Source organism: cf. Phormidesmis sp. LEGE 11477 (assembly GCF_015207105.1).
Lineage (GTDB): Bacteria > Cyanobacteriota > Cyanobacteriia > Phormidesmidales > Phormidesmidaceae > Phormidesmis.
The window spans coordinates 1-19,448 of the sequence record NZ_JADEXO010000052.1 but is presented as its reverse complement, the minus strand read 5'-3'; the positions used below and the strand labels follow the sequence as shown (position 1 = coordinate 19,448).

13 protein-coding genes and 2 pseudogenes are annotated in these 19,448 nt (G+C 48.2%); 7 read left to right on the top strand and 8 right to left on the bottom strand.

Going from position 1 to position 19,448, the window contains the following annotated elements:
- Positions 1–285 precede the first annotated feature (285 nt).
- The 8 genes and pseudogenes from IQ256_RS29700 to IQ256_RS15555 all read right to left on the bottom strand — a co-directional run bounded on the left by IQ256_RS29700 (position 286) and on the right by IQ256_RS15555 (position 8,400).
- Positions 286–510, bottom strand: coding sequence for a hypothetical protein (locus IQ256_RS29700; RefSeq protein ID WP_228024928.1), 225 nt, complete (start codon positions 508–510; stop codon positions 286–288).
- A 216-nt stretch (positions 511–726) separates the two neighbouring features.
- Positions 727–1,467 carry an IS21-like element helper ATPase IstB gene (istB, locus tag IQ256_RS15580; protein ID WP_193856467.1) on the bottom strand — a complete coding sequence of 247 codons (741 nt, stop codon included), beginning with the start codon at positions 1,465–1,467 and terminating at the stop codon, positions 727–729.
- A pseudogene (gene istA, locus IQ256_RS15575) lies at positions 1,367–3,091 on the bottom strand (IS21 family transposase); the annotation flags it as partial. The pseudogene istA and the gene istB, both read right to left, overlap by 101 nt.
- Before the next feature lie 139 nt (positions 3,092–3,230).
- On the bottom strand, positions 3,231–3,926 hold the full coding sequence (locus IQ256_RS15570) for a helicase-related protein (RefSeq protein WP_370623458.1): 696 nt from the start codon (positions 3,924–3,926) through the stop codon (positions 3,231–3,233).
- Between the two features lie 34 nt (positions 3,927–3,960).
- Positions 3,961–4,083: pseudogene (locus tag IQ256_RS30430) on the bottom strand (transposase); the annotation flags it as partial.
- Between the two features lie 119 nt (positions 4,084–4,202).
- Positions 4,203–4,874, bottom strand: coding sequence for a hypothetical protein (locus IQ256_RS15565; RefSeq protein WP_193856466.1), 672 nt, complete (start codon positions 4,872–4,874; stop codon positions 4,203–4,205).
- Between the two features lie 15 nt (positions 4,875–4,889).
- Complete coding sequence (locus tag IQ256_RS15560; RefSeq protein ID WP_193856465.1) at positions 4,890–7,256, bottom strand: hypothetical protein; 2,367 nt, start codon at positions 7,254–7,256, stop codon at positions 4,890–4,892.
- On the bottom strand, positions 7,249–8,400 hold the full coding sequence (locus tag IQ256_RS15555) for a metallohydrolase (RefSeq protein ID WP_193856464.1): 1,152 nt from the start codon (positions 8,398–8,400) through the stop codon (positions 7,249–7,251). Before IQ256_RS15555 ends, IQ256_RS15560 begins: the two co-directional genes overlap by 8 nt.
- Positions 8,401–8,641: 241 nt before the next feature.
- Here IQ256_RS15555 and IQ256_RS15550 point away from each other — a divergent pair, with 241 nt between their 5' ends.
- The 7 genes from IQ256_RS15550 (at position 8,642) to IQ256_RS15525 (ending at position 19,186) form a co-directional block, all read left to right on the top strand.
- A complete protein-coding gene (locus IQ256_RS15550; protein ID WP_193856463.1) occupies positions 8,642–9,487 on the top strand; it encodes a YafY family protein in 846 nt (281 codons plus the stop codon).
- Between the two features lie 321 nt (positions 9,488–9,808).
- Positions 9,809–10,351 (top strand): hypothetical protein, encoded by a 543-nt coding sequence (locus IQ256_RS15545; protein WP_228024927.1) that lies wholly within the window; start codon positions 9,809–9,811, stop codon positions 10,349–10,351.
- 12 nt (positions 10,352–10,363) lie between these two features.
- Complete coding sequence (locus tag IQ256_RS29695; protein WP_228024926.1) at positions 10,364–10,618, top strand: phospholipase D-like domain-containing protein; 255 nt, start codon at positions 10,364–10,366, stop codon at positions 10,616–10,618.
- A gap of 216 nt (positions 10,619–10,834) precedes the next feature.
- On the top strand, positions 10,835–11,986 hold the full coding sequence (locus IQ256_RS15540) for an effector-associated domain EAD1-containing protein (RefSeq protein ID WP_193856462.1): 1,152 nt from the start codon (positions 10,835–10,837) through the stop codon (positions 11,984–11,986).
- Between the two features lie 50 nt (positions 11,987–12,036).
- On the top strand, positions 12,037–13,686 hold the full coding sequence (locus IQ256_RS15535) for an effector-associated domain EAD1-containing protein (RefSeq protein WP_193856461.1): 1,650 nt from the start codon (positions 12,037–12,039) through the stop codon (positions 13,684–13,686).
- Positions 13,683–14,804, top strand: coding sequence for a MoxR family ATPase (locus IQ256_RS15530; RefSeq protein ID WP_228024925.1), 1,122 nt, complete (start codon positions 13,683–13,685; stop codon positions 14,802–14,804). Before IQ256_RS15535 ends, IQ256_RS15530 begins: the two co-directional genes overlap by 4 nt.
- The gene (locus IQ256_RS15525) at positions 14,801–19,186 is read left to right on the top strand and encodes an SAV_2336 N-terminal domain-related protein (protein WP_193856460.1); all 4,386 of its coding nucleotides are present in this window, start codon (positions 14,801–14,803) and stop codon (positions 19,184–19,186) included. Before IQ256_RS15530 ends, IQ256_RS15525 begins: the two co-directional genes overlap by 4 nt.
- The last annotated feature ends 262 nt before the right edge of the window (positions 19,187–19,448 follow it).

Below are 19,448 nucleotides of genomic sequence, written 5' to 3'. Positions count from 1 at the left end.
AGCTTCATCGATGCCATATAAAGCCTTAGGGCGTTGCTGAATGACGGCATGAATTGTGCAAATCAGGGTGAGCCTTCTAGTATTCAGCTATCAGTTCATACTCTAAATCAGCAACACCAAATTTTCAAACAAGGGTTCGCCCCAGCTCATGAGACGCAGTGAAGGTCTCTCCTCAAAAAGGGCAGGGTCGAAGGTCACTTGGTAAGCAGTGCCTTCATGCTTCAGCTCCCAGATGCCGGTCCCGACTTCAGAAAATTCAACGCCTTTAGCTTTGAGTAGATGCGATCACGTAAACAGCTCTCGAATTTCAGCAGCCGTAACCGGCGCTGCTGGCAAAGGCTTACGAATCTCCTTCAAGTCTGCTTCCACATCCATCTTGACCATATCTTCCAAGGCTGGTCGGATAGCTGGCGCGTCCAGCACAGCCTCAAACTCTGAGAGCAGTACGTCCTCTTCTTCAGGATCGACGCTCATGGTGGCTTGCTCAATAAAGGTAGGCACCTGGGCCAAAATTGGCTGTAAGTTACCGACGACAGACGAAAATGCGTCAATGCGATCACGTAGCTTCCGGTAAACCTTGGCCTCAACTGTCCCGTCGTAGTAGAAGTTATGAATCCGAACGGTGGAGTAGTATCAAATGTCAACTACGTGTGCGCTTAGACGACAGCTATAAGATAAAAAGGTTCCACCTCCCTGTTTAAACGACAACTATGATCGGCGCGACAACTATGATCGCTCGGGGCTATTCTCCTTGCTGGTTGCCACTTCAGCACCTTCGCCCCGTTTCGCAGCCGAGCGCTTTCGATAGCTCTCAGAATGGATATCGACAATGAGGGCATGGTGAACCAAGCGGTCAACAGCAGCGACGGTCATCATGTCGTCAGCGAAGATCGTATTCCACTGGCTGAAAGGTTGGTTGGCGGTGATCAGCAGAGATCGCCGCTCATAGCGGTGAGCAATCAGCTCAAAGAGCACCGAGGTTTCGGCCTCAGACTTTTTGACATAGCCTAAGTCATCGACGACGAGCAGGTCATAGCGGTCAAGCTTCTTGAGCATCGCAGGCAGCATTAGCTGTAGTTTGGCCTGTTGTAGTTGTTGCACCAGGCTGGTGGCAGAGAAGAACTTGGCCCGTTTGCCTAACTCAATGGTGGCGCGTGCCAAGCCAATCGAGATATGGGTTTTTCCTGCGCCACTCGGGCCGAATATTAAGCAATTTTCAGCTCGTTCTAGCCAGCCGACATCAGTGGCTAGCTGCATGAGTGGAGCCGGATTGAAGTCAGGGATATGCGTCCAGTCGAAGTTGGACAGCGTTTTGGTGCCAGGAAAGTGCGCTTCCTTCAAGGCCCGCTTGATACGGAGAGCCCAACGTCTGTCCACCTCTAATACACAGAGATTGAGCAAAAATTGGGCGTACGACCACTGCTCTTGCATGGCCTGATGTTCGAGCCGTTCCCAATGGCTGAGCATATGCGAGAGACGCAGGCTTTTGAGATGGCCGCTGAGGTCTTGGTATGGGCTCGGCGCTGCTGTCGTTGGGTTCGATTGATTTTGTTGGGTCTTCTGTTGGCGCTTCGAGATCTTTGACAAGGTGGACGGGGCTAAGGAGTTGGTCATAGGTCGATAGGTCATGTTGTTTGACGTTCACCGTCGGCATCTGCGTGCCGGTGAGTAGTTGAAAATGGCGGCGCAAGCCCAGCAGCGTGAGCGTGCCTGCTGCTAGCTGCTCATCGAGATAGTCAGCAACAGCCGGGGCTTTATTCTGCGTGGCTGCGACGTAAAGGGCTTCGACGATGAGCACGGCGGCTGAATCTAGCTCAAAGTTCTCTTTGATCTGTTGCCATAACCGCTGGTAGTGGTCGTTCGGCAACAGGTCATCGCGCCAGGTGCAGTAGAGGAAAGCGCGAGGCTTTTTTCTGAGCCCTTCTATGACATGCCGGTAGTTGATACATCTGGCGCGGCGCTTGCCTTTGGCACTCACCCGCAGTCGCGGGAGTTCAACGACAATCTGACGACCGAGGTAGCCTACAATGCGGTCGTGATAGAGACGTAGCTCTAGCTGCCTGCCGATCAACCGAGACGGCACCGTGTATAGCACGCAGCGCACTTCAATCGTGCTGTAGCGGCTCACCCGAGCCGTCAGTACCTCGTAGTCACAGGCGCGATACTTCGGCAGAGGTTGCAGGTACTTTTTCTCTTCTGCAAACTTCTTAGCACTCCGCTTGTTGAGCTTATCAACAGATACTTCAACGAACTGTTGATAGGCTGCTACGCTCTCAAAGTCGCTGTGTCCGCGCATGTAGAGCGCCTGCGTGATGCGGTTCTTCAAATGGCCGTGAGGCGACTCGATGCTGCCGTTCTCGTGAGCAATGCCTTTGTTGTTTCTCGTCGGTTCCAAACGATAGTGGTCGCATAGTTCCTGGTAGTACTCGGTTAGACGCTTGCGCCGTACCCCTCGCAAATTACGATAGGCAGCGCTCAAACTATCGGTGCGGTGCTGCTTCGGTGTGCCACCACTGGCGTGCAGCGCATTTTGCAGACCTTCTGATAGCGCGATGAAGCTCTCTCCGCCTTGTATCACCTGCGCATACTGCCAGCCGCTGTAGGCCAAGCGGTAGTGATAGATCAGGTGCTCAAACGGCTTGCCGTTGATGGTAATCTCAACGCCTTTGAGTTCGGTGAAGTCTGAAAGCCCCATCATTCCTGGCTCATGACGCAGCTCGAACATCACTTCTGGCGCTGGCCCATGTACCGCTTTCCACATCTGCACCCGACGTTGAACGGTGCGAAGCACTCGGGCATATTCGCCTGGATACTGCTCTTGTAGATACTCAAACAGCGTCGTCGGCTTTAGCCTCGGCTCTTTGCGCAGCATCGGTTCTAGTTCGCTCTCCCATACCGCTGCTAGCGGGTCGGGGCTTGTGCGCCAGTCTCGCGGTCGTCCCCGATTCGGATGGTATGACCCTGACTCTATGCGCTGACCTGTTCGCCTTGATATTTCCGCTACCGCTGCGGCTTCCACCTGCGTAGCGCCTGTTTCTCTCGCATTCATATACACGCGGGTTTGATAACGTTGGATAATTCGATTGGACACTGGCGGCTTTCCCTTTTTGTAGTTGGGTTGCCATCCAGTGTCTTTTCTTTGCTTTCTACTCTGCTGTCACGACACCTACATTGGCGCTCTATGGCGAAGCGTCATAGAGCTGTCGCGTGGCGCTCTAATTGCGTCTTTCTTACTGTCGCCTAACAGAGTAGGTTTGCCCAATGCGATCAATCCGGCCAATGCGCTGCTCTACTCGCATCGGGTTCCAGGGCATGTCGTAGTTGATTAGGACGCCGCAGGTTTGTAGGTTTAGTCCTTCACTGGCTGACTCCGTACAGAGCAAAATCTTGATCTTGCCTTTCTTAAAGCGTTTTTTAATTTTCTCTTTTGAAACAACTGTCCATCTACCATCTCTCCACATCTCACCGCCTCGGCCAGAGTAGCAAGCAACTTGAGCGCCATAAAGCTGCCGCACTGTCTCGCGCAAGAAGTCCATCGTATCGGTGTATTGAGTGAAGGCGATCGCACTCTCTCGGGTCGCCAGCTCCTGGCGCAGGATAGTAATGAAGTGGGCTAGCTCAAATCTAATCTTGTTCATCACATTCGGATACACTGACTCTAGCGCTTCACTCAATTTATCAGGATGATAGCCGTTGTCTAACAGGATCGTGATTTTAGGAATGTTCACCGGCTTGGCTCGAAAATAATCAATATTTCTGATGAGCATTTCAATCAATCCAGCATCGTCTGACACATTCGCAGGGGTGCAAAGAGTGAAGAAGGGAAAGCCAAGCGTATCAACGGCTAGATGACGTTTGATACCGTTCGTCGCTTTGTAGAAACAGAATCCTTTTGACCCAACACTGGCGTTGCAAGTGTTCTTCACAGCCTGCGAGTCACCCAGAATTAGGGTTGTCCATTTAGTTTTTTACCTGCGCTCGAACCCACTCATGCAGCAACTTCATCAGCTTCTCAATGCTGCCTGCTTTGCGCCATTGGTTGTAGTGATAGAAGACGGTTGAGTATGGGGGGAAGTCTTTGGGTAAGTCCTCCCAGAGGACTTACCATTCTTTATCGGTCAGATTACTTGAGTAGCTCATTCTCCCTTGCTTTGACGGCTTCTACCATGGTGACGCAACTGTCGAAAGATTTCAAATGGGCTCTATATCTCAACAGCTCTAACGTACTGAGATGATTCAATTGCTAGGACATTAGTTACAAATCTTTCTCCGTAGTTTCTTCCTGAAATTGCAGTTGAGATGGCAATGCCGTAAAGAATAAAAACATGAAGAAGTAAGAAAGTGGCATCAGCTCCTAGCCAGAAACCAAATATTCCTAAAATTAACGATAAGATTAATGAAACACTCATTAACTCACGCATTAGAAGATAGCTTTTATGCGCTTCCAGTACAATCTGGTGATTTTCGTGCTGTTTGTACAAAGCATACCAGAGCTTGTTCTGCGCTTTTGGTTCTTGAGGTAACAAGCCAAACTTCTGCCGTAGGACGTCTTCATTAATTCTTGGATCTAAGACCATGAGCTTAGAAAACGCCCGAGAACCCGGAAGTGGGTTTCTTAATCTAAAGAATACCAGAATACTTTTGCATTCCGATTTTATTAAACCACAGAGAATATTGGTGATGATAAACGTGATTGCTGCTAGCAATGAGAATATCTGAAGCTTTTTAATCCAGTCGATAGGAATGCTATCAGTTTGATAAATATCTATCAATGATATTTTTGTTACTTGCCAGCAAAATAAGAGAATGTTTAGGGCAATGAATGCTTGTATGTATTTAAGGTTTTGTTTCTTGAGCGTCGCTTCTTTAGCCAAAATGTTAATCTCCTTTTATTTGCAAAGTAGTGCAGAATAATCTGATGGTTTCCTAATCAATAGTGCTTGAGGATTTGAGCTGAATGCTGCGAATTTTCTAGCGGTTTCATAGTCTTGCTCTGAAGCCTCAGTGTCTGATAGATGAGAGTGCCATGTTCCTAGCACTGAAAGTGCTCCAGAACATGAGGCTGCGTGCTTTCCTATCATTGATGCTCGTCCCTCAACCCCGAGAGAGAAGGTATTCTTAGTTCTAAGGCTATCCATTGGAGCCTTTAAAATATCAGTTACTATAAAGCTCTGAAGAGTTTCTGACAGTAGTCCAATCAGTATGCCTCCAGTTTCAACAGATGGCCACTGATTGCACTCCTCAGTAATTTTGCACTCAGCAATGCTGGACAAACGAATTGTCCAAGATTTAGAGTTGTCCATGGCAATAACTTTCATTGGGCGCACACAATGAGTGCTCCAGGCGAGATCCATTCCGGTATCGGAGACTGTTCCTATACGAATCTGACCATCTTCAGAGGTGAATCCAGTATTCATCAGAGAGTAGAGTCCCTGAGTGATTGAAGCTGCATACATAGATATTAATGAGTCAGGAATAGCCATAGTCAAAGAACTACAGCCTTGACCGATGGGACGATAATGTAGATCATTCTTTGAACTAAAGAACGCACTGGCCATCCCTGGAGTATCAAGAACATATTGATAGACTAATGCTATGAGGTCTAATGAGTTTGGATTTCTCTTTTTGCCTTCAATAGTTATAATCCCAAACCTTCCAGCAGCAAAGAGAGAAGTTTCTATAACTCTCGCTGAAGGGGTCTCTGAAGGCATCATTGCTAAAGAATTTCTTACAGCGAGAGAAGCTGTTGCATTGATCAGAGCCCAACTTTTTTGCGGGAATATTTTCTTGCGAAGAGTTGGGCTAGTAGAGATAAGGCTTATGTCCTCTACAAATGGTTTTGTGGTTTGCCCTAGTGAGACGATTGCATCCTTTAGCGCAACTGCTTTGTACTGCGACCACCCAAGTTGAATGTCATCTGTTTCAAAAAGAAGCCCATGCCTAGCAGCATTGTGAGGACGCAACACACTTTTATCTATTACGCGGTTTGGAGCCTTTCCAGATCGTGCCAGATGAATAGCAATTTTTGAACCTAAACTTCCGCACCCGAGTAGAGATACGTTGTTATTCGAGTAGCTTTCTTTTTGACCTGATAGTGAGGCTAGCAGTTTGGGCTGTAGCACATCAAGAGCACCGATGGGAAAAACAGGCGTCTTATCACCGTTAGGTAATAGATTAGGAGCGCATGCCTCAAACCAATATGGAATGAGTTCTATGTTGGAGTCTTCTCCAATTAATCTGCAAGGTCTTCGAACGCATAAAATTACGACTATAGGGAAAGAGGTACTAAGAACAGGTACATCAATCGCAGAATACTTTCTCATCTTTGGGATGCACTTTTTAAGAGATTCTTTTATTGAGGCAACACCTCCTTTTAGACTACTTTCACAGCCATATTTTTGTGCTTGTTGGTAAAGTGTCTTGGCATCAACTACAGTTTCTGGCTGATAGTCAGAAACTATGCATGGTTTACCCGAGTCATCCTTTCCTGGAGTCGCGACAATGCAAATACTCTGACCCTTCCTCCCCTGTATGGAAGGAGAGACATTCTCAATCCACACTCGAGTATTCTGATAGTGTATGACTAAAGAATCCTCGAGTATTCTGCCTGTCAACAGCTTTGCTTTCCTAGAGAGCTTGGTACCCTGACGTCTATTGGTTTTATAGCTACGGTAATAGAATGGGAAATAGCTAGTCTTACTATTTCTGCCGACAAGTGACCTTATCTTATCTGGGTTGATAACGATAAAATCTTCTAGAGCATCACGACGAATTGGTTCCCATCCTTGAGAAAAATCTATTAACCTGCCTATTGCCGAATTCTCTAACCATTTTATGAGCTGATTGAGAATTGCCAGTAACCCTTCGCCTAGATATAGTTCGTTTATGTCACCTTCAAAGATACATGGCACAGGTGGTTGATCTGTCGCGCCGGGCTGAACATGCGCAAAGTTACGAGGAAAGTTAGCCCTTAGTTCTATGGAAGGTGCACAGGTTGGGAATGCCGGAGGAAACCCAAAAGTAATTGTTTCTACTGAGCGCACTCCATTGGGGCTTTCTCCTGCTGCCATATATCTACTAGGTAACTCTAGCCGTAAATGAGCTAATATCTTGAGCTCAGATTGTTCTTCCAAAGAGCCTTCTAGAGCTAAATCATTCACTCTCGAATGGTTGCTGAGGAGCTTCACAAAACCCTGAATGGGTTCCGTCATATCATCTTCATACTCTTTAGGTAGGTAGGTACTTTCTCTATCCATGTGGTATTGGCTGACGACTGACTTGTATAAAGGGACTGCCTGAATCGAGGATATCCTCTAGCTTAGGGCCAGCGTTAGTAATCTCGAATGCGAGCTGGTCTTGCTGTTCTTCTGTCGGATAACTACCCGTACAGTAGAAACGCCCTGTTACCGTAGGGGACTCCAAGATCTCTTCATAGACTCTCTTCGCTGCAATACATGGAGGATCGTTGTCATCGTCCTCGATCAGATTACTGCTTGAGATAATCAAAGCGCCAGGCTTTGCTTGAGAAAGTGCATATCTAGCCTCATCGCTGACCTCAGCCTCACCGCCCAACTCGCTCCAGCTATCGTGAGACACTGAATGCCAGGAGCAGTGGTGAGGAATCTGTAAAATGTCATAGCTAAGAAAGGGCGTGTTTTTATACTTATCCCACAGGGTTTCCCATATAACTACCTCAGAATCACCTCCAGTTAGAAATGAACAAGCATCACCTTTACCATCTCCTTCGATTGTGAAGTGAATTATGACGCTTGAATTATTCTTTGATAGAGTCTCTTCATCTTCTTCGGTTTCAGATTTTGGCAATGGGCCAAGTAAGTATGCACTTAGTGAAGAGTCTGGGACTCCATTGACTAATGGAATAAATGAACCTGTCTTGGCAAGAATTTTTCCAAGCCGGTCAGTTTTCCCGTTTTCATCTTCTCCTAAAATCTGTATTCGATTTCCATGACCTTCTATCTTCTGACTTTCTTTGTGTAATTGGACACGACGTTTGGCCTCAGTATTAAAAGCTTTGGCATCCTCACTAAGAGTCAGCTTCTTCGAAGCACGCCTAAAGACCATAGGTGATGACCAAATCTCAGAAATCAAAATTTTGTCATCTGGGCAATCATCTGGCTCTCCTAAGCGAAAGTGTTTTAAAATTCCTCGACAGTGATCTAAGTCTGGGTGAGATAGAAGAAATACGTCTACATATAAACGTCCATACCCATCTTGCTTGAGTTGCTGCTTAAGCATCTCTAGAACGTTGGGGGTTTCGTCATCGGGATCGCTTCCCTTTTCGCGTATATTGACATCTATCAATATGGTCTTGCCGCTTTCTGTGGTCAGAAGCGTCATGTCACCGTTTCCGACTGGAAAAAAAACTATGTTGGCAGTCATACAACTTTATTTATGCTTTAAGAGGGTTTGAAAATCTAATATTGCGTCAGACAGCTTTGTACTTCTGTGAAACCTGGATTTCATACTTGCAAATTACGCGGTATAATTCTAGTCAGAAGAGTACTTAAGACCTCTGTATATTAGGAAAAAGTAGAATCTTAGATGTGCTGAAGCATAGGTTACTTTTGTTTCTGCACTTATCATAGCCGCTAAAAAATAAAAGTGCAATTACAAAAGGCAAATGGCGCGCAAAAAAGAGACAATTACACTTTCCATTCCTCCTGGAACAAAGGCTCAACTAGAGGCAATTGCATCTAGTCTAGATATTAAATGGGGCAATAATCCCAGTATCTCTGGCCTAGTCGTAGCGATCGCACAAGGACAGGTTAATCTGGAAAGTGTACTTACACTTAGCGACTCGCAGGTGGCAGCGCTTAGTCAGGCTATTCGTCTTTTGGTTGATTCTGGCTATATAGGCGATGCACAGACGTTGGTTCTGTTCCTATTAGAGCGAGCCAGTTTAGAAACCCCTCTGAGACAGTTGCTATTAGAGCAAGTTAGTCATCCTACTGAACCCTGGCGTAGATTTATTGACCAGCAGATCTCTAACCAGGAGCCTTTTCGCTTAGTATACGAAGATTCTCAAAAGCAGCAGCTAGAGTTTACAGTGCGCTATTGCGAGATTCGATTTTGGGAAAAACGATTTTATGTAGAAGCTTGGTGCGAAGAGTTATCCGAAAGATCTAAGCTGCCTGAATTGCTCCATAACCGTTGTTTCCGTTTGGACAGAATAATCAATATACTGCCTGTGAATGGCGATTGGCGAAAGAGCCTCGACTATGTGGATGTGAAATTTAAAATATTTGATCGGTTGATGCATGCTTATGAGGCGCAGCAAGATGATATTGAAGATAAGATAGTTAACGATGCACGCTATATAGTGAGGCGTGTATCGAACACATTTTGGTTTATTAGGGAAATATTCCGTTATGGCGAGAACTGCTTGGTTCTCTCTCCGGAGAGCGTGAAAAGCCAGCTAGTAGAGAAATTAGCGTCTCTCAACAGACTCTATAGTGTTTCCCAATAGCTGAAATTCTCATTTATACGGGGTCATCTGGTTCTGAAGGGACGCTAGGTGGACTGATTCAAATTGGGCGGAAACTAGAGCATCACTTGTTAGCGGCTTTAGAATCTGGCCGCCTTTGCTCTAATGATCCGGTCTGCGCACAGCACACGCCTGATGAACTTTATGAGGAGCGCTTTCGCCACGGCGCGGCTTGCCACGGCTGCGTACTCATCTCCAAAACCTCTTGCGAGCAAGGCAATGAATTTTTAGATTCGGGCGTTGGTAGTCGATACCGTAGAAACGACGGGTGCTGCTTTCTTTCCAGCATCGCTGAATTAAGTTATGGCTTCGGTATTTCACCAGCTCAGTCGGTCTGCTAGGGAGGGATTGATGGATGCGATCGCGCATAATCGTATTCGCTTGCCTTGCCATCCTTCAGCGCTAGCAAATGTAGTGCCTAATGTGCTAATGACGGAAGTGGCAAGCGCGATCAACCGGCTCAGCGAGCAAGGAATGCAGGGGCAGCATTTGGTTTACATGCTCAAACTGCTGGCTGAAGAAAGAGGGCGATCACAGCAAAAGCGCAACGATATTGATTTGGTTTGGACAGGCGAAGAAGTCCTGGGTACAGAAAGCCGCGACACTCGCGTTGTTGTAAGAGAACTCTTTAGCAGCGCAGAAAAGAACGTTTTAATTTCCAGCTATGCTCTAGATACAGGGGAAAAGGCAAAGGTACTCTTTCAACCCCTTGCACAACGAATGAGCGAAAGTTCAGACTTGCAGGTTCGTTTATTCATTAATATAAAACGTCCCTACGGCAAGAACCTTAAGTCTGAAGCAGCTTTGCTACGTGAGTTTTCGGAACTATTCCGTAGGCGTATCTGACCAGGTGAGCAGATGCCCGAAGTTTTCTATGATCCGAGGTCTTTATCCAAAGAGAATGCTTCCCGCATCTGCCTGCACGCTAAGTGCGTCGTAGTTGATGATAAGCAGCTACTGGTCACCTCTGCCAATTTCACCGAGGCAGCTCATCAGCGCAATATAGAAGCAGGTGTGTTGTTATCGGATGCGGTAGCCGCAAAGTCGATGCGCTCTCAATTTGAAAGGTTAGTAAAGCGGAAGGTACTATGCCGAGTCCCTGGTATAGGCTAACAAGAGAAAGATTCAAATTTTCTGGCTGTATTCGTGTTACTTTTCGATTTGAATCAAAAAAGTAACACGAATAGCGTGTGAGCGTCGAGAAGTGATGCTCCGTCCGCTTGCGGCGGAAATGTTCATTTCCGCTTTTTGCAGGGATGCTGATAGTTTGATAAATAGTTGTGACCCTAATCTTTTAGGCTAATCCTGAATGGAAGTTTAACTGACGCTATGCAAATTGTGACAACACAGAAACGCTGGGCTGTTTTGGTAGGCATTAATGATTACGCAGACAAAGCGTTTCCTCAGTTGCGCTACTGCGTCAACGATGTGGTGTCTTTAGAAGGGCTGCTTCGACAGGTGGGCTATACGGTTGTATGCCTGCATGACGAGCTGCCGATGCGCGATGCGCGCTTTCCTCGGTACGGCTATATCGAGGCGGAGTTGAAAAAGCTAAAGGATAAGTTTAGCAAGGGTGATTTATTGTTGGTTTATTTCGCTTGCCATGGAACGCGCCAGGGTGATGGAACACCGCGTTTGGTGGTAGAAGATACGCGCGCGGAGACGCTAGCTGACACTGGGATTGCCGTGTCAGCTATAGAGCGCTGGATGCGCGAAAGTGGAGCAGGTCAACTGGTGCTGGTACTAGATGCTTGCCGCATGGGGCAGGGCACAGATGAGCGTAATATTGAGGTCGTGTCTGAGTTTATTCAAGACGTGTACAAGCGCAGGCCGGAAGGATTTGCGCTGTTAGCTTCGAGTACGGCTGAACAGGTGTCGCGTGAGTTTGGAGAGCTACAGCATGGCCTCTTTAGTTACTATGTGCTGTCTGGGTTAGCTGGTGCTGCGAAGGTGGCGGATAGTGGGCAGGTGACGGTAGGGTCGCTAAAGCACTATGTGATGGGTGAGCTGACCCGCGAGTCAGTTGTCTCAGGGATATCCCAAATGCCTCAGGGACGGCAGCGAGGCGATCTGGATTTAGACAATGTGGTGCTGGTGGATGAGGCGGATCTGGCCTTTGTGAAGCGCCCAGTCGCTCAGAAGAGCGGTCCAAATGTTCAATCTGGGCGAAATGCTCAGGAGCAGGGCGTTGGAGCAATGCAGGTGCCCGAACAGCTAAGCGGGGACGACTATGATCAGCTCGTAGAAGCCCTGCTTTCCGCCTTCCCAAACTCAGAGCTACTGGCTTTTATGGTAAAAAGGGCCTTACGGCAGCCTTTAAATGTCATTAGTCAAGGGGCTACCAGTTATGAAGTCACGGTAGATCGGGTGGTTGAATGGTCAAAAGCTCAAGGAAAATTGCAAGATTTAATGGAAGGTGCCCTCAAGAAAAATCCCGGCAATCCAAAGTTAAGGACGTTAGCACAGCGCTGGGGTCAGTAAGGGTTTTGAGGAAAGAAACGATGGAGTTGCTTAGCTTTAAGTTGTAACTTATGAGCCTTACGGACGATCAAGTTTTTGATTTAAAGCTTGACCTAGTTGATGCTTTGCTCAAAGCTTTCTCAAGCGAGGGAGATCTGGAATTTGTGGTGAAGCGCAGTCTGAGAACGGGTCTAAATGGCATCATACAGAATGCTGAATCGTTTGGTGTAACCGTTGACAAGGTAGTAGAGTCAGCGGCGGCAAATGGGAAACTGCTTGACTTGACAGTAGGCTCTGCTCTTCGCAAGCCAGGATGCTCAGAGCTTAAGCGATTTATCTCGCAGAATTTAGAAAATCTGTTGATTGTCAACCCGAACGAGCTTCTGAATGAAGCAATGATAACGAGTCTCGTTTCGGTTCTGCGTCCTTTTGCCCAGATGCAGGACTTTGCTGAGCAGGTATTATCCGCTACTCGAGAGACCATAGGCGATCTGGAGACGAAAGCGCCCAAACTAAGAGAGCAGCTTCGCCATCGCGAGTTCAGTGGCTCGGTTAAGCTACTGGTCCTATTTGAGCTGTATCTGTTCAAGCTATCGCGAAATTATGATGGCTGTTCTCCAATTGTGTTGTTTGTTGAAAATCTCGCCCAGCTCACATCTGGCAGTATTCCTGCGTCGTTGAAGCAGTGGCTAGATGACTTGCCTCCAGCGCTGAGACCTCCGCAGCTATCTGAGCAATCTCTCGAGCCGCCGTTAGAGCGTCCATTGGACGCCTTCTTGAAGAATCCGCAGGCTAGCTTTTTGGTCGTAGTGGAAGCCTTTGAGACCGCTGAGTGTGGAGTGAGTGGTTATGTGGTTTCTCGAATGGGATCAGACGATCCGAATCCTGAATTTGAGAGTGTTGCCCTAGAGATGTGTTCCGTGGATGACAGTACGGGTGAGAGCAGTTGTTCTTCGCAAGGAACATTTGAACAGATTAAAGAGGCCTTTCCAGAGTGGTTAGACAAAGCGATGGAAGCGATTAAGAGCCGTGGCCTTTTACTTCAGAAAAAATATCATCTGCAGGCCTGTCCGAGTTTTGATATAACGGTCGAATTTTGGCTACCGTTCGACTATTTAAGTGCTGCAACCGAAACTTGGAATATCTACGACTTGCTGGCTAATAGAAAAACGAAGGGTCGAGTCGTTGGCAAGCAGTATAAGGTTTTGGTGCGCTCTTATGACCGCTTAAAGGTGCCTGAAGCGTTCTTGAAGTTGAATGAGATATGGCAGAAGATACAGTCAGATTCCCCATCAGAGGGTCTAGTAGCTTCGGATATTCAACTGCCGTATTGTCTAGATTGCTGGAGTCAGGCGGAAGTAGAATCAGTGCAGGTCAAAAAGGCTGTGCCGGGGCTGTCCATGGTCTATCCAATTTGTGATTCTCAGTATCTACAGCAACGAGAAAAGCTGTTTGCATGGATGTTAAATAATGGCGTGCCCCTGCTACTGTGGTCTCGGCATAAAGATCTATCGAAGGCGCGCCAAGATGCATTGGCTCAAGAAATGGAAGATTGGTTAGCATCTGCCGATGTTGCTCAGATAGAGCAGCTTTTCGAGACGATACTCCAAGCTCGAAAGAGGCCAGAGGGTAGTTTACTGGCGCTTTGGTGTGATGAGCCCAGGTCAATTGCGGAGCTGACGAACATTCGCGGTAATAAGAGGAGAAGGCTGCGGGCATGAGTGAAATGCATTCGACAAATTGGGAGGTTTTTCGGGGTGAATCGGAGCTTGCCCCTAACCGTATCGCTCAGCTACCACCCCCGCCCCCATGGCGTCAGTTCAGAGCATTGATGAAGGCTGATGGGGAGCTCACCGATGCGCAAAAGCAATACCAAGACAAGCTGGCTGATTATTGGGACAGGTTGCAAGAGAAGGCCCAGTCGGAGCGTCATAGTCGCGATCGCCTGCGCGGAAAAAGCTTTCGCATTCGCAAGGATCAATCTAGGGTAATTCAAGCTGTGAATGCGGCTTTGGCCTTGCGGCGGCCCTTGCTCGTAACCGGTCGGCCAGGATCGGGCAAGACATCTTTGGCCTATGCTGTGGCCTACGAACTGGCACTGGGGCCAGTGCTGATGTGGCCGATTACGGCGCGAACGACCTTGGAGGCAGGGCTGTATCGTTACGATGCGATCGCCCGTTTGCAAGATGCTCAGCTACGTAAGCAGAAAGTAGAGGCAGGCGAAGACATCCCGCCGGAAAAGAGCATAGGTGACTATATTCAGCTAGGGCCATTGGGAACTGCCTTTTTGCCGACTCCTTTTCCTCGAGTCTTACTCATCGATGAGATCGATAAGAGTGATATCAATTTGCCGAATGACCTGCTGAACTTACTAGAAGAGGGCCAATTTGAAATTGCGGAACTGGTGCGTCTAGCTGAGGGGACAACTGAGGCGAATATCACGCAAGTCAGAACGGCAGATGACTTTGGAGAAGAACTCGAGGGCGGTCAAGTCAGGTGTGATGCCTTCCCGTTGATTGTGATGACAAGCAATGGTGAGCGTGATTTCCCGCCTGCGTTTCTACGTCGCTGCTTGCGTATTGAGATGCCTAAGCCAGCCGAAGAAGATCTCTTCAAAATCGTTGAGGCCCACCTTACCCAGGAAGTCGCCGATGAGGTAAAGGATTTAGTAGGTCGCTTTTTTCAAAAAACAGATTCCGAAGCAGCGTTGTTAGCGACTGATCAGCTGCTAAATGCAGTGTATTTGAGAAAGTATGGCGCTGCGGTTGATCCGGATGATGACCTAGAGCAGCTACTGCTGGCAGCGCTAACGAGTTCAGGTCTAGGGAGCGGCGGATGATTGAACAACTAGTCGCCGCGCTAGAGCAAAAATACCAAGATTTAACTGCCGAGGAAATATCAGATATCCTCTGGCTAGCGCTTCAGCAGTGGCAATCGGCTGCGACAACCGTCGAAAAGATTGAGCCGGTTGAGGAAGATCCGCTCCAATCCGCTCGAGCGGAAGATACAGCGGCTGAGAAGATGTCCTCCTTTGCTGATTCTCTGCCGGTTGAGCCTCCTGAACGGTCTCGCCCCCAGACCAGTGGGACAGCAGGTGTGACCACGCGACCTGCCCAAGAGACTGCTGCATCAGCATCAATTGCCGAATCAGCAAGTCCACTCGCGATTCCTGATTCGACGGCGCTGCGACGCTCTTTGGAACTGTTGAAAGCGATTCGTCCCCTGATTCGGTTAGTTCCCTCTACTGAGAGGACCTATCTAGATGTGCCTGCAACGGTAAAAGCAATAGCTGAGACAGACCTCTGGCTCTTGAAAGAAAGGCCCCTGCTAGAGCCCTGGTTAGAATTGGCGCTGGTGATCGATGCGACTCCTTCAATGGCAATCTGGCAGCGGACTATTTTGCGACTGCGGCGAGTGCTCGCCCAATCAGGCGTGTTTCGCGATGTGCGGTTGTGGAGCCTGACGTCGGCCCTTCCCGTGAATGACTTGGCTCCAGGGCCAGATCGGCAACTTGCTCAGCGGCTTTGCTTACGCTCCGGGTTCGGTTTGGCTGCAGTTTGCCAAGCGCCCTGCCGTCCGCAAGAGTTGCTTGATCCAAAAGGGCGGCGGTTAATTTTGGTGGTGAGCGATTGTATCGATCCGCGCTGGGATGAGCAGCCGATTCGAGACATTTTACAAGTGTGGGCCAAGCGAGGACCTCTAGGACTAGTGCAGGTACTGCCAGAGTGGTTGTGGAGTCGAACGGCCCTCGATGAGGTGACTAAAGGGCAAATGACGGCTGACAGGGCTGGGCAGCCGAGTCAGTCGCTGCGGTTTATGCGCCGCGATCGCTGGCAGCGACAAACGACGGGTGGCGTAAAAGTGCCTGTGATGACGCTAGAACCGGCAGTGGCTAGTCGTTGGAGTCAAATGGTGGCTGGTCGAACGTCGGTGAGTGTTCCAGGGCTGGTGTTTTCTGCCGTGACGGTAGGGCAGCTGGCATCTGAGCTAAACGCGAGGACACAAGATTCGATAGACAGCTCGACCCCAGAGCTAACAGCTCAAGAGCGGATGACTCAGTTTCGAGATTTCTCTTCTCCGTTAGCAAGACGGTTGGCAGGGCTGCTGGCTGCATGCCCAGAAATTAACCTGCCGGTGATCCGAATGGTGCAAGCTGCACTGTTGACAGACTCTCAGCAAGTGCATGTCGCAGAAGTGTTGTTTGGTGGATTGTTTAAGCCTCAGAAAACGATGAGTGCATATGCCCCTGCTGATCAAGTTCAATATATTTTTCATGAGGGTGTCCGCCCGCTGGCGCAAGATACGGTGTTGCCAGAGCATACATTTGCGGCGCTTTCTGAGTGGCTGAATAAACGGTTTGGCTATGGGCTAGAGGATTTTCAAGCCTACCTGACTTCTAAAGGGACAGAGGAGATTAAACCTTTTGCAGGTATTTTGCTAGATGTGCTGAGGCGACGGGGGGGTGAGCATGCTGATCTCATCAATCGCATTGAGCGGGTGTATCAGCCTCGATACGGTAGTTTTTCAGAGCTGGTTCAGGAAGAAGCCGCTGTGCAAGACTACGAAATTCGGTCTCGGCAGGGAACGTCGGGGGTCGTGATATTGGCAATTCACGGCGGAAACATTCAGCCGGGTACGACTCAAATTGCCGATGCAGTGGCTGGAGATTTTCACTCGTTTTATTCATTTGTCAGCCTCAAGCCAGAGACTGGTCAATCCTTGTATGTGCCCAGCACTCAGTTTGATGAGCCTACAGCAGTTGAGATGATTCGCGAGGCTGATACGGTGCTCTCTATTCATGGCTGTAAGGGTAAAGAATCGTTTATTAAAGTCGGTGGTCGCGATCGCATACTTCAGGACTCAATTTGTTCGGCGCTGGCGGAAGCGGGCTTTAGTCTTTCTGACGCTGACCCTGGGGGTATCCATCCTGACAATATCTGCAATCGGGGGAAAACGGGACAGGGCGTACAGATACAAATTAGCCGGGGGCTTCGTAACCGTTTAATTGAGTCGGCTAGTCAGGTTAAAGAGGCCGAGCGTTTTGGCCTCTTTAGCGAGTTGCAGCGGAGCTTACAGCGTGTTCTCTTAGCACGCAATGAAGAAGACGTTGAATTTCCAGAGCTTGAAGCATTTGACTTCCTCCAAGCTCAATTTGGCGAAGCCCCTGCTTTCCCGCCCCCTCTTTTGACTGAAAAATTTACGGTTCGTACCTTAACCTCAGCGCCTACAGTCAAGAAAATTCTGTTCTTAGCGGCTAATCCGCAGTCTATGTCACGCCTGAGATTAGGTGCAAAAATCCGCGAAATTGAAGAAGGATTACGCCGATCGCGGATGCGTGATGCTTTTACCTTTGAACAAATGTTTGTCGTGCAACTCGGGGATTTGCAACGGGCGCTGTTGGAGACTAGTCCAAATGTCGTTCATATTTCTGGGGCCGGAGGTGGCGAGCCGGGAGTGATTTTTGAAAATGCAAGAGGTGAGCCAACTCGTGTATCGAGTACAGCCTTAGCAGAGCTTTTTAGGCCATTTGCAGACCAGGTCAATTGTGTTGTTCTTAATGGCTGCTACGCGCGGGCCCAGGCAGAAGCGATTGCTCAACATATTCCCTACGTCATTGGATGGGATCAGTTCTATGCCGAGCAAGCGGCAGTTGAGTTTGCTGTGGGGTTTTTCGAAGCTTTAGGAGCCGATCGCTCGATTGAATTTGCCTATCAATTGGGCTGTAATGCGATCGAACTCAGCGGTATGGCAAACTCACTACCAGTCTTTATACAAAAAGCTGGGACGCAATCAACAGATGAGCCGAAAAGTACTGACCGTCTCGAAACGTTTGAGTTTATGGTAGCGACTCTGAACAGAGTGGATGGGCAGTGGCAGGTGCGGCGATCTGCTGGGCAGGCTCGTCGCTTCATAGAAGTTCTATCGGAAGAGGTAAACCTAGAAATGATCGCGATTTCTGGTGGAAGCTTCTCGATGGGTAGTGCTTCTGGCTACTCAGGTTTGGGACCTCAGGATGAGTATGATTCGCCTGGGTATGTGCCTCCGACAGAAGATGTGACCTCGGAATCGTCTCAGCATGAGGTCACGGTAAAGCCTTTTTTCATGAGCCACTATCCGGTAACTCAGGCGCAATGGAAGGTAGTCGCTGCTATGCCACAAGTAAGACGTCCACTGAACCCTGATCCTTTCCAATTTAAGGAAGCAATGTTGCCTGTTGAGAGGGTTTCTTGGTATGACGCAGTTGAATTTTGTGACCGTTTATCATCATATACAGAGCGTGAGTACCGCCTGCCCACAGAGGCCGAGTGGGAATATGCCTGTCGGGCCGGAACAAGCACAGCTTTTCACTTTGGTAAAATAATTGATACCGAAGTAGCCAATTATGATGGTCGCCGTGCCTATGAAAATGGGCCAGAAGGTGAGTATCGACGGATGACTACGCCAATCGACCAATTTGGTATTGCTAATGCCTATGGCTTGAGTGATATGCATGGGAATGTATGGGAGTGGTGCCAAGACCACTGGCATAGCAACTACGAGGGTGCTCCTGCTGATGGCAGTGCGTGGTTAACTAATAACGAAAGAGCTGGCCGTGTCCGCCGTGGCGGTTCCTGGCTTGACTTGCCGGGGTATTGCCGCTCTGCTTCCCGCTCCTCCCTTTCGCCCGAGTCTCGCCATCCCTATCTCGGTTTTCGAGTGAGTTGTGCCGCGCCCAGGGCTCTCACTAATTCTATTCGTGATACTTACATTGATCTACTGCATCGGTACGAAAGCGAGCAGCCTAACAAATTAAGAGAGGATATTATGTCCGCCCTATCTCAGAAATTTGAAGATATCGAGATATGGGCGGAGGCAGTTCCTAGCTTCGGGAGACATGAACAAGAGGAAGTAACTTCTGATGTTAAAGGATTTACTTTCGAATCTCCTATTGAAATGATTGACTTTAGTGAGGAGATTCTAGTAGCTTCATCTACCCTAAACGTTGATGTAGATCTTGAATTTACCTTTTCATTTGTCATATATGACTCTATAGACAAAGAAGAGCTATCATTGGGAAATGGTACTGCAAGCTCTGAAGCCAATTTCGGCGTAGAGATCAAAATTCACTTTGTACCTTATTTAAAAGAGAAAGAGATGGAGATAGACTGGATTGATGTTGAAATTGTTTCTATACCTGACATCGATTTAGGTGAAATCGAACCGGATAACTGGTCGGAATAAAAGAACTGGGAAAAGAAGTAGCAGACACCCGCACTATGAGATATGGAATCAGCTATCTCTTCTTTTAGAAAATTACAGACTCTATGACCTACACAATTGCAGAGCGCCAAGCAACCAACCAATACTACGAAGAGATGAAGTGAACCCCTAAATTTGGACAGTAAAATCAGGTGATAGAAAGTCTAGACTTGTTCGTATCACCTTTAGACGATTACTGCTCCTTCCTCCACTTTTCTTCAAATTCACTAGGCGTCAAATAGCT

What these genes read in the sequence shown, in the direction of transcription:
- IQ256_RS15525 (WP_193856460.1), top strand. Translation starts at nt 14,801, where the DNA reads ATGATTGAACAACTAGTCGCCGCGCTAGAGCAAAAATACCAAGATTTA.
- IQ256_RS15545 (WP_228024927.1), top strand. Translation starts at nt 9,809, where the DNA reads ATGGCTTCGGTATTTCACCAGCTCAGTCGGTCTGCTAGGGAGGGATTG.
- IQ256_RS15535 (WP_193856461.1), top strand. Translation starts at nt 12,037, where the DNA reads ATGAGCCTTACGGACGATCAAGTTTTTGATTTAAAGCTTGACCTAGTT.
- IQ256_RS15555 (WP_193856464.1), bottom strand. Translation starts at nt 8,400, where the DNA reads ATGACTGCCAACATAGTTTTTTTTCCAGTCGGAAACGGTGACATGACG.
- IQ256_RS15550 (WP_193856463.1), top strand. Translation starts at nt 8,642, where the DNA reads ATGGCGCGCAAAAAAGAGACAATTACACTTTCCATTCCTCCTGGAACA.
- IQ256_RS15540 (WP_193856462.1), top strand. Translation starts at nt 10,835, where the DNA reads ATGCAAATTGTGACAACACAGAAACGCTGGGCTGTTTTGGTAGGCATT.
- IQ256_RS15560 (WP_193856465.1), bottom strand. Translation starts at nt 7,256, where the DNA reads ATGGATAGAGAAAGTACCTACCTACCTAAAGAGTATGAAGATGATATG.
- IQ256_RS29695 (WP_228024926.1), top strand. Translation starts at nt 10,364, where the DNA reads ATGCCCGAAGTTTTCTATGATCCGAGGTCTTTATCCAAAGAGAATGCT.
- istB (WP_193856467.1), bottom strand. Translation starts at nt 1,467, where the DNA reads ATGCTCAGCCATTGGGAACGGCTCGAACATCAGGCCATGCAAGAGCAG.
- IQ256_RS15530 (WP_228024925.1), top strand. Translation starts at nt 13,683, where the DNA reads ATGAGTGAAATGCATTCGACAAATTGGGAGGTTTTTCGGGGTGAATCG.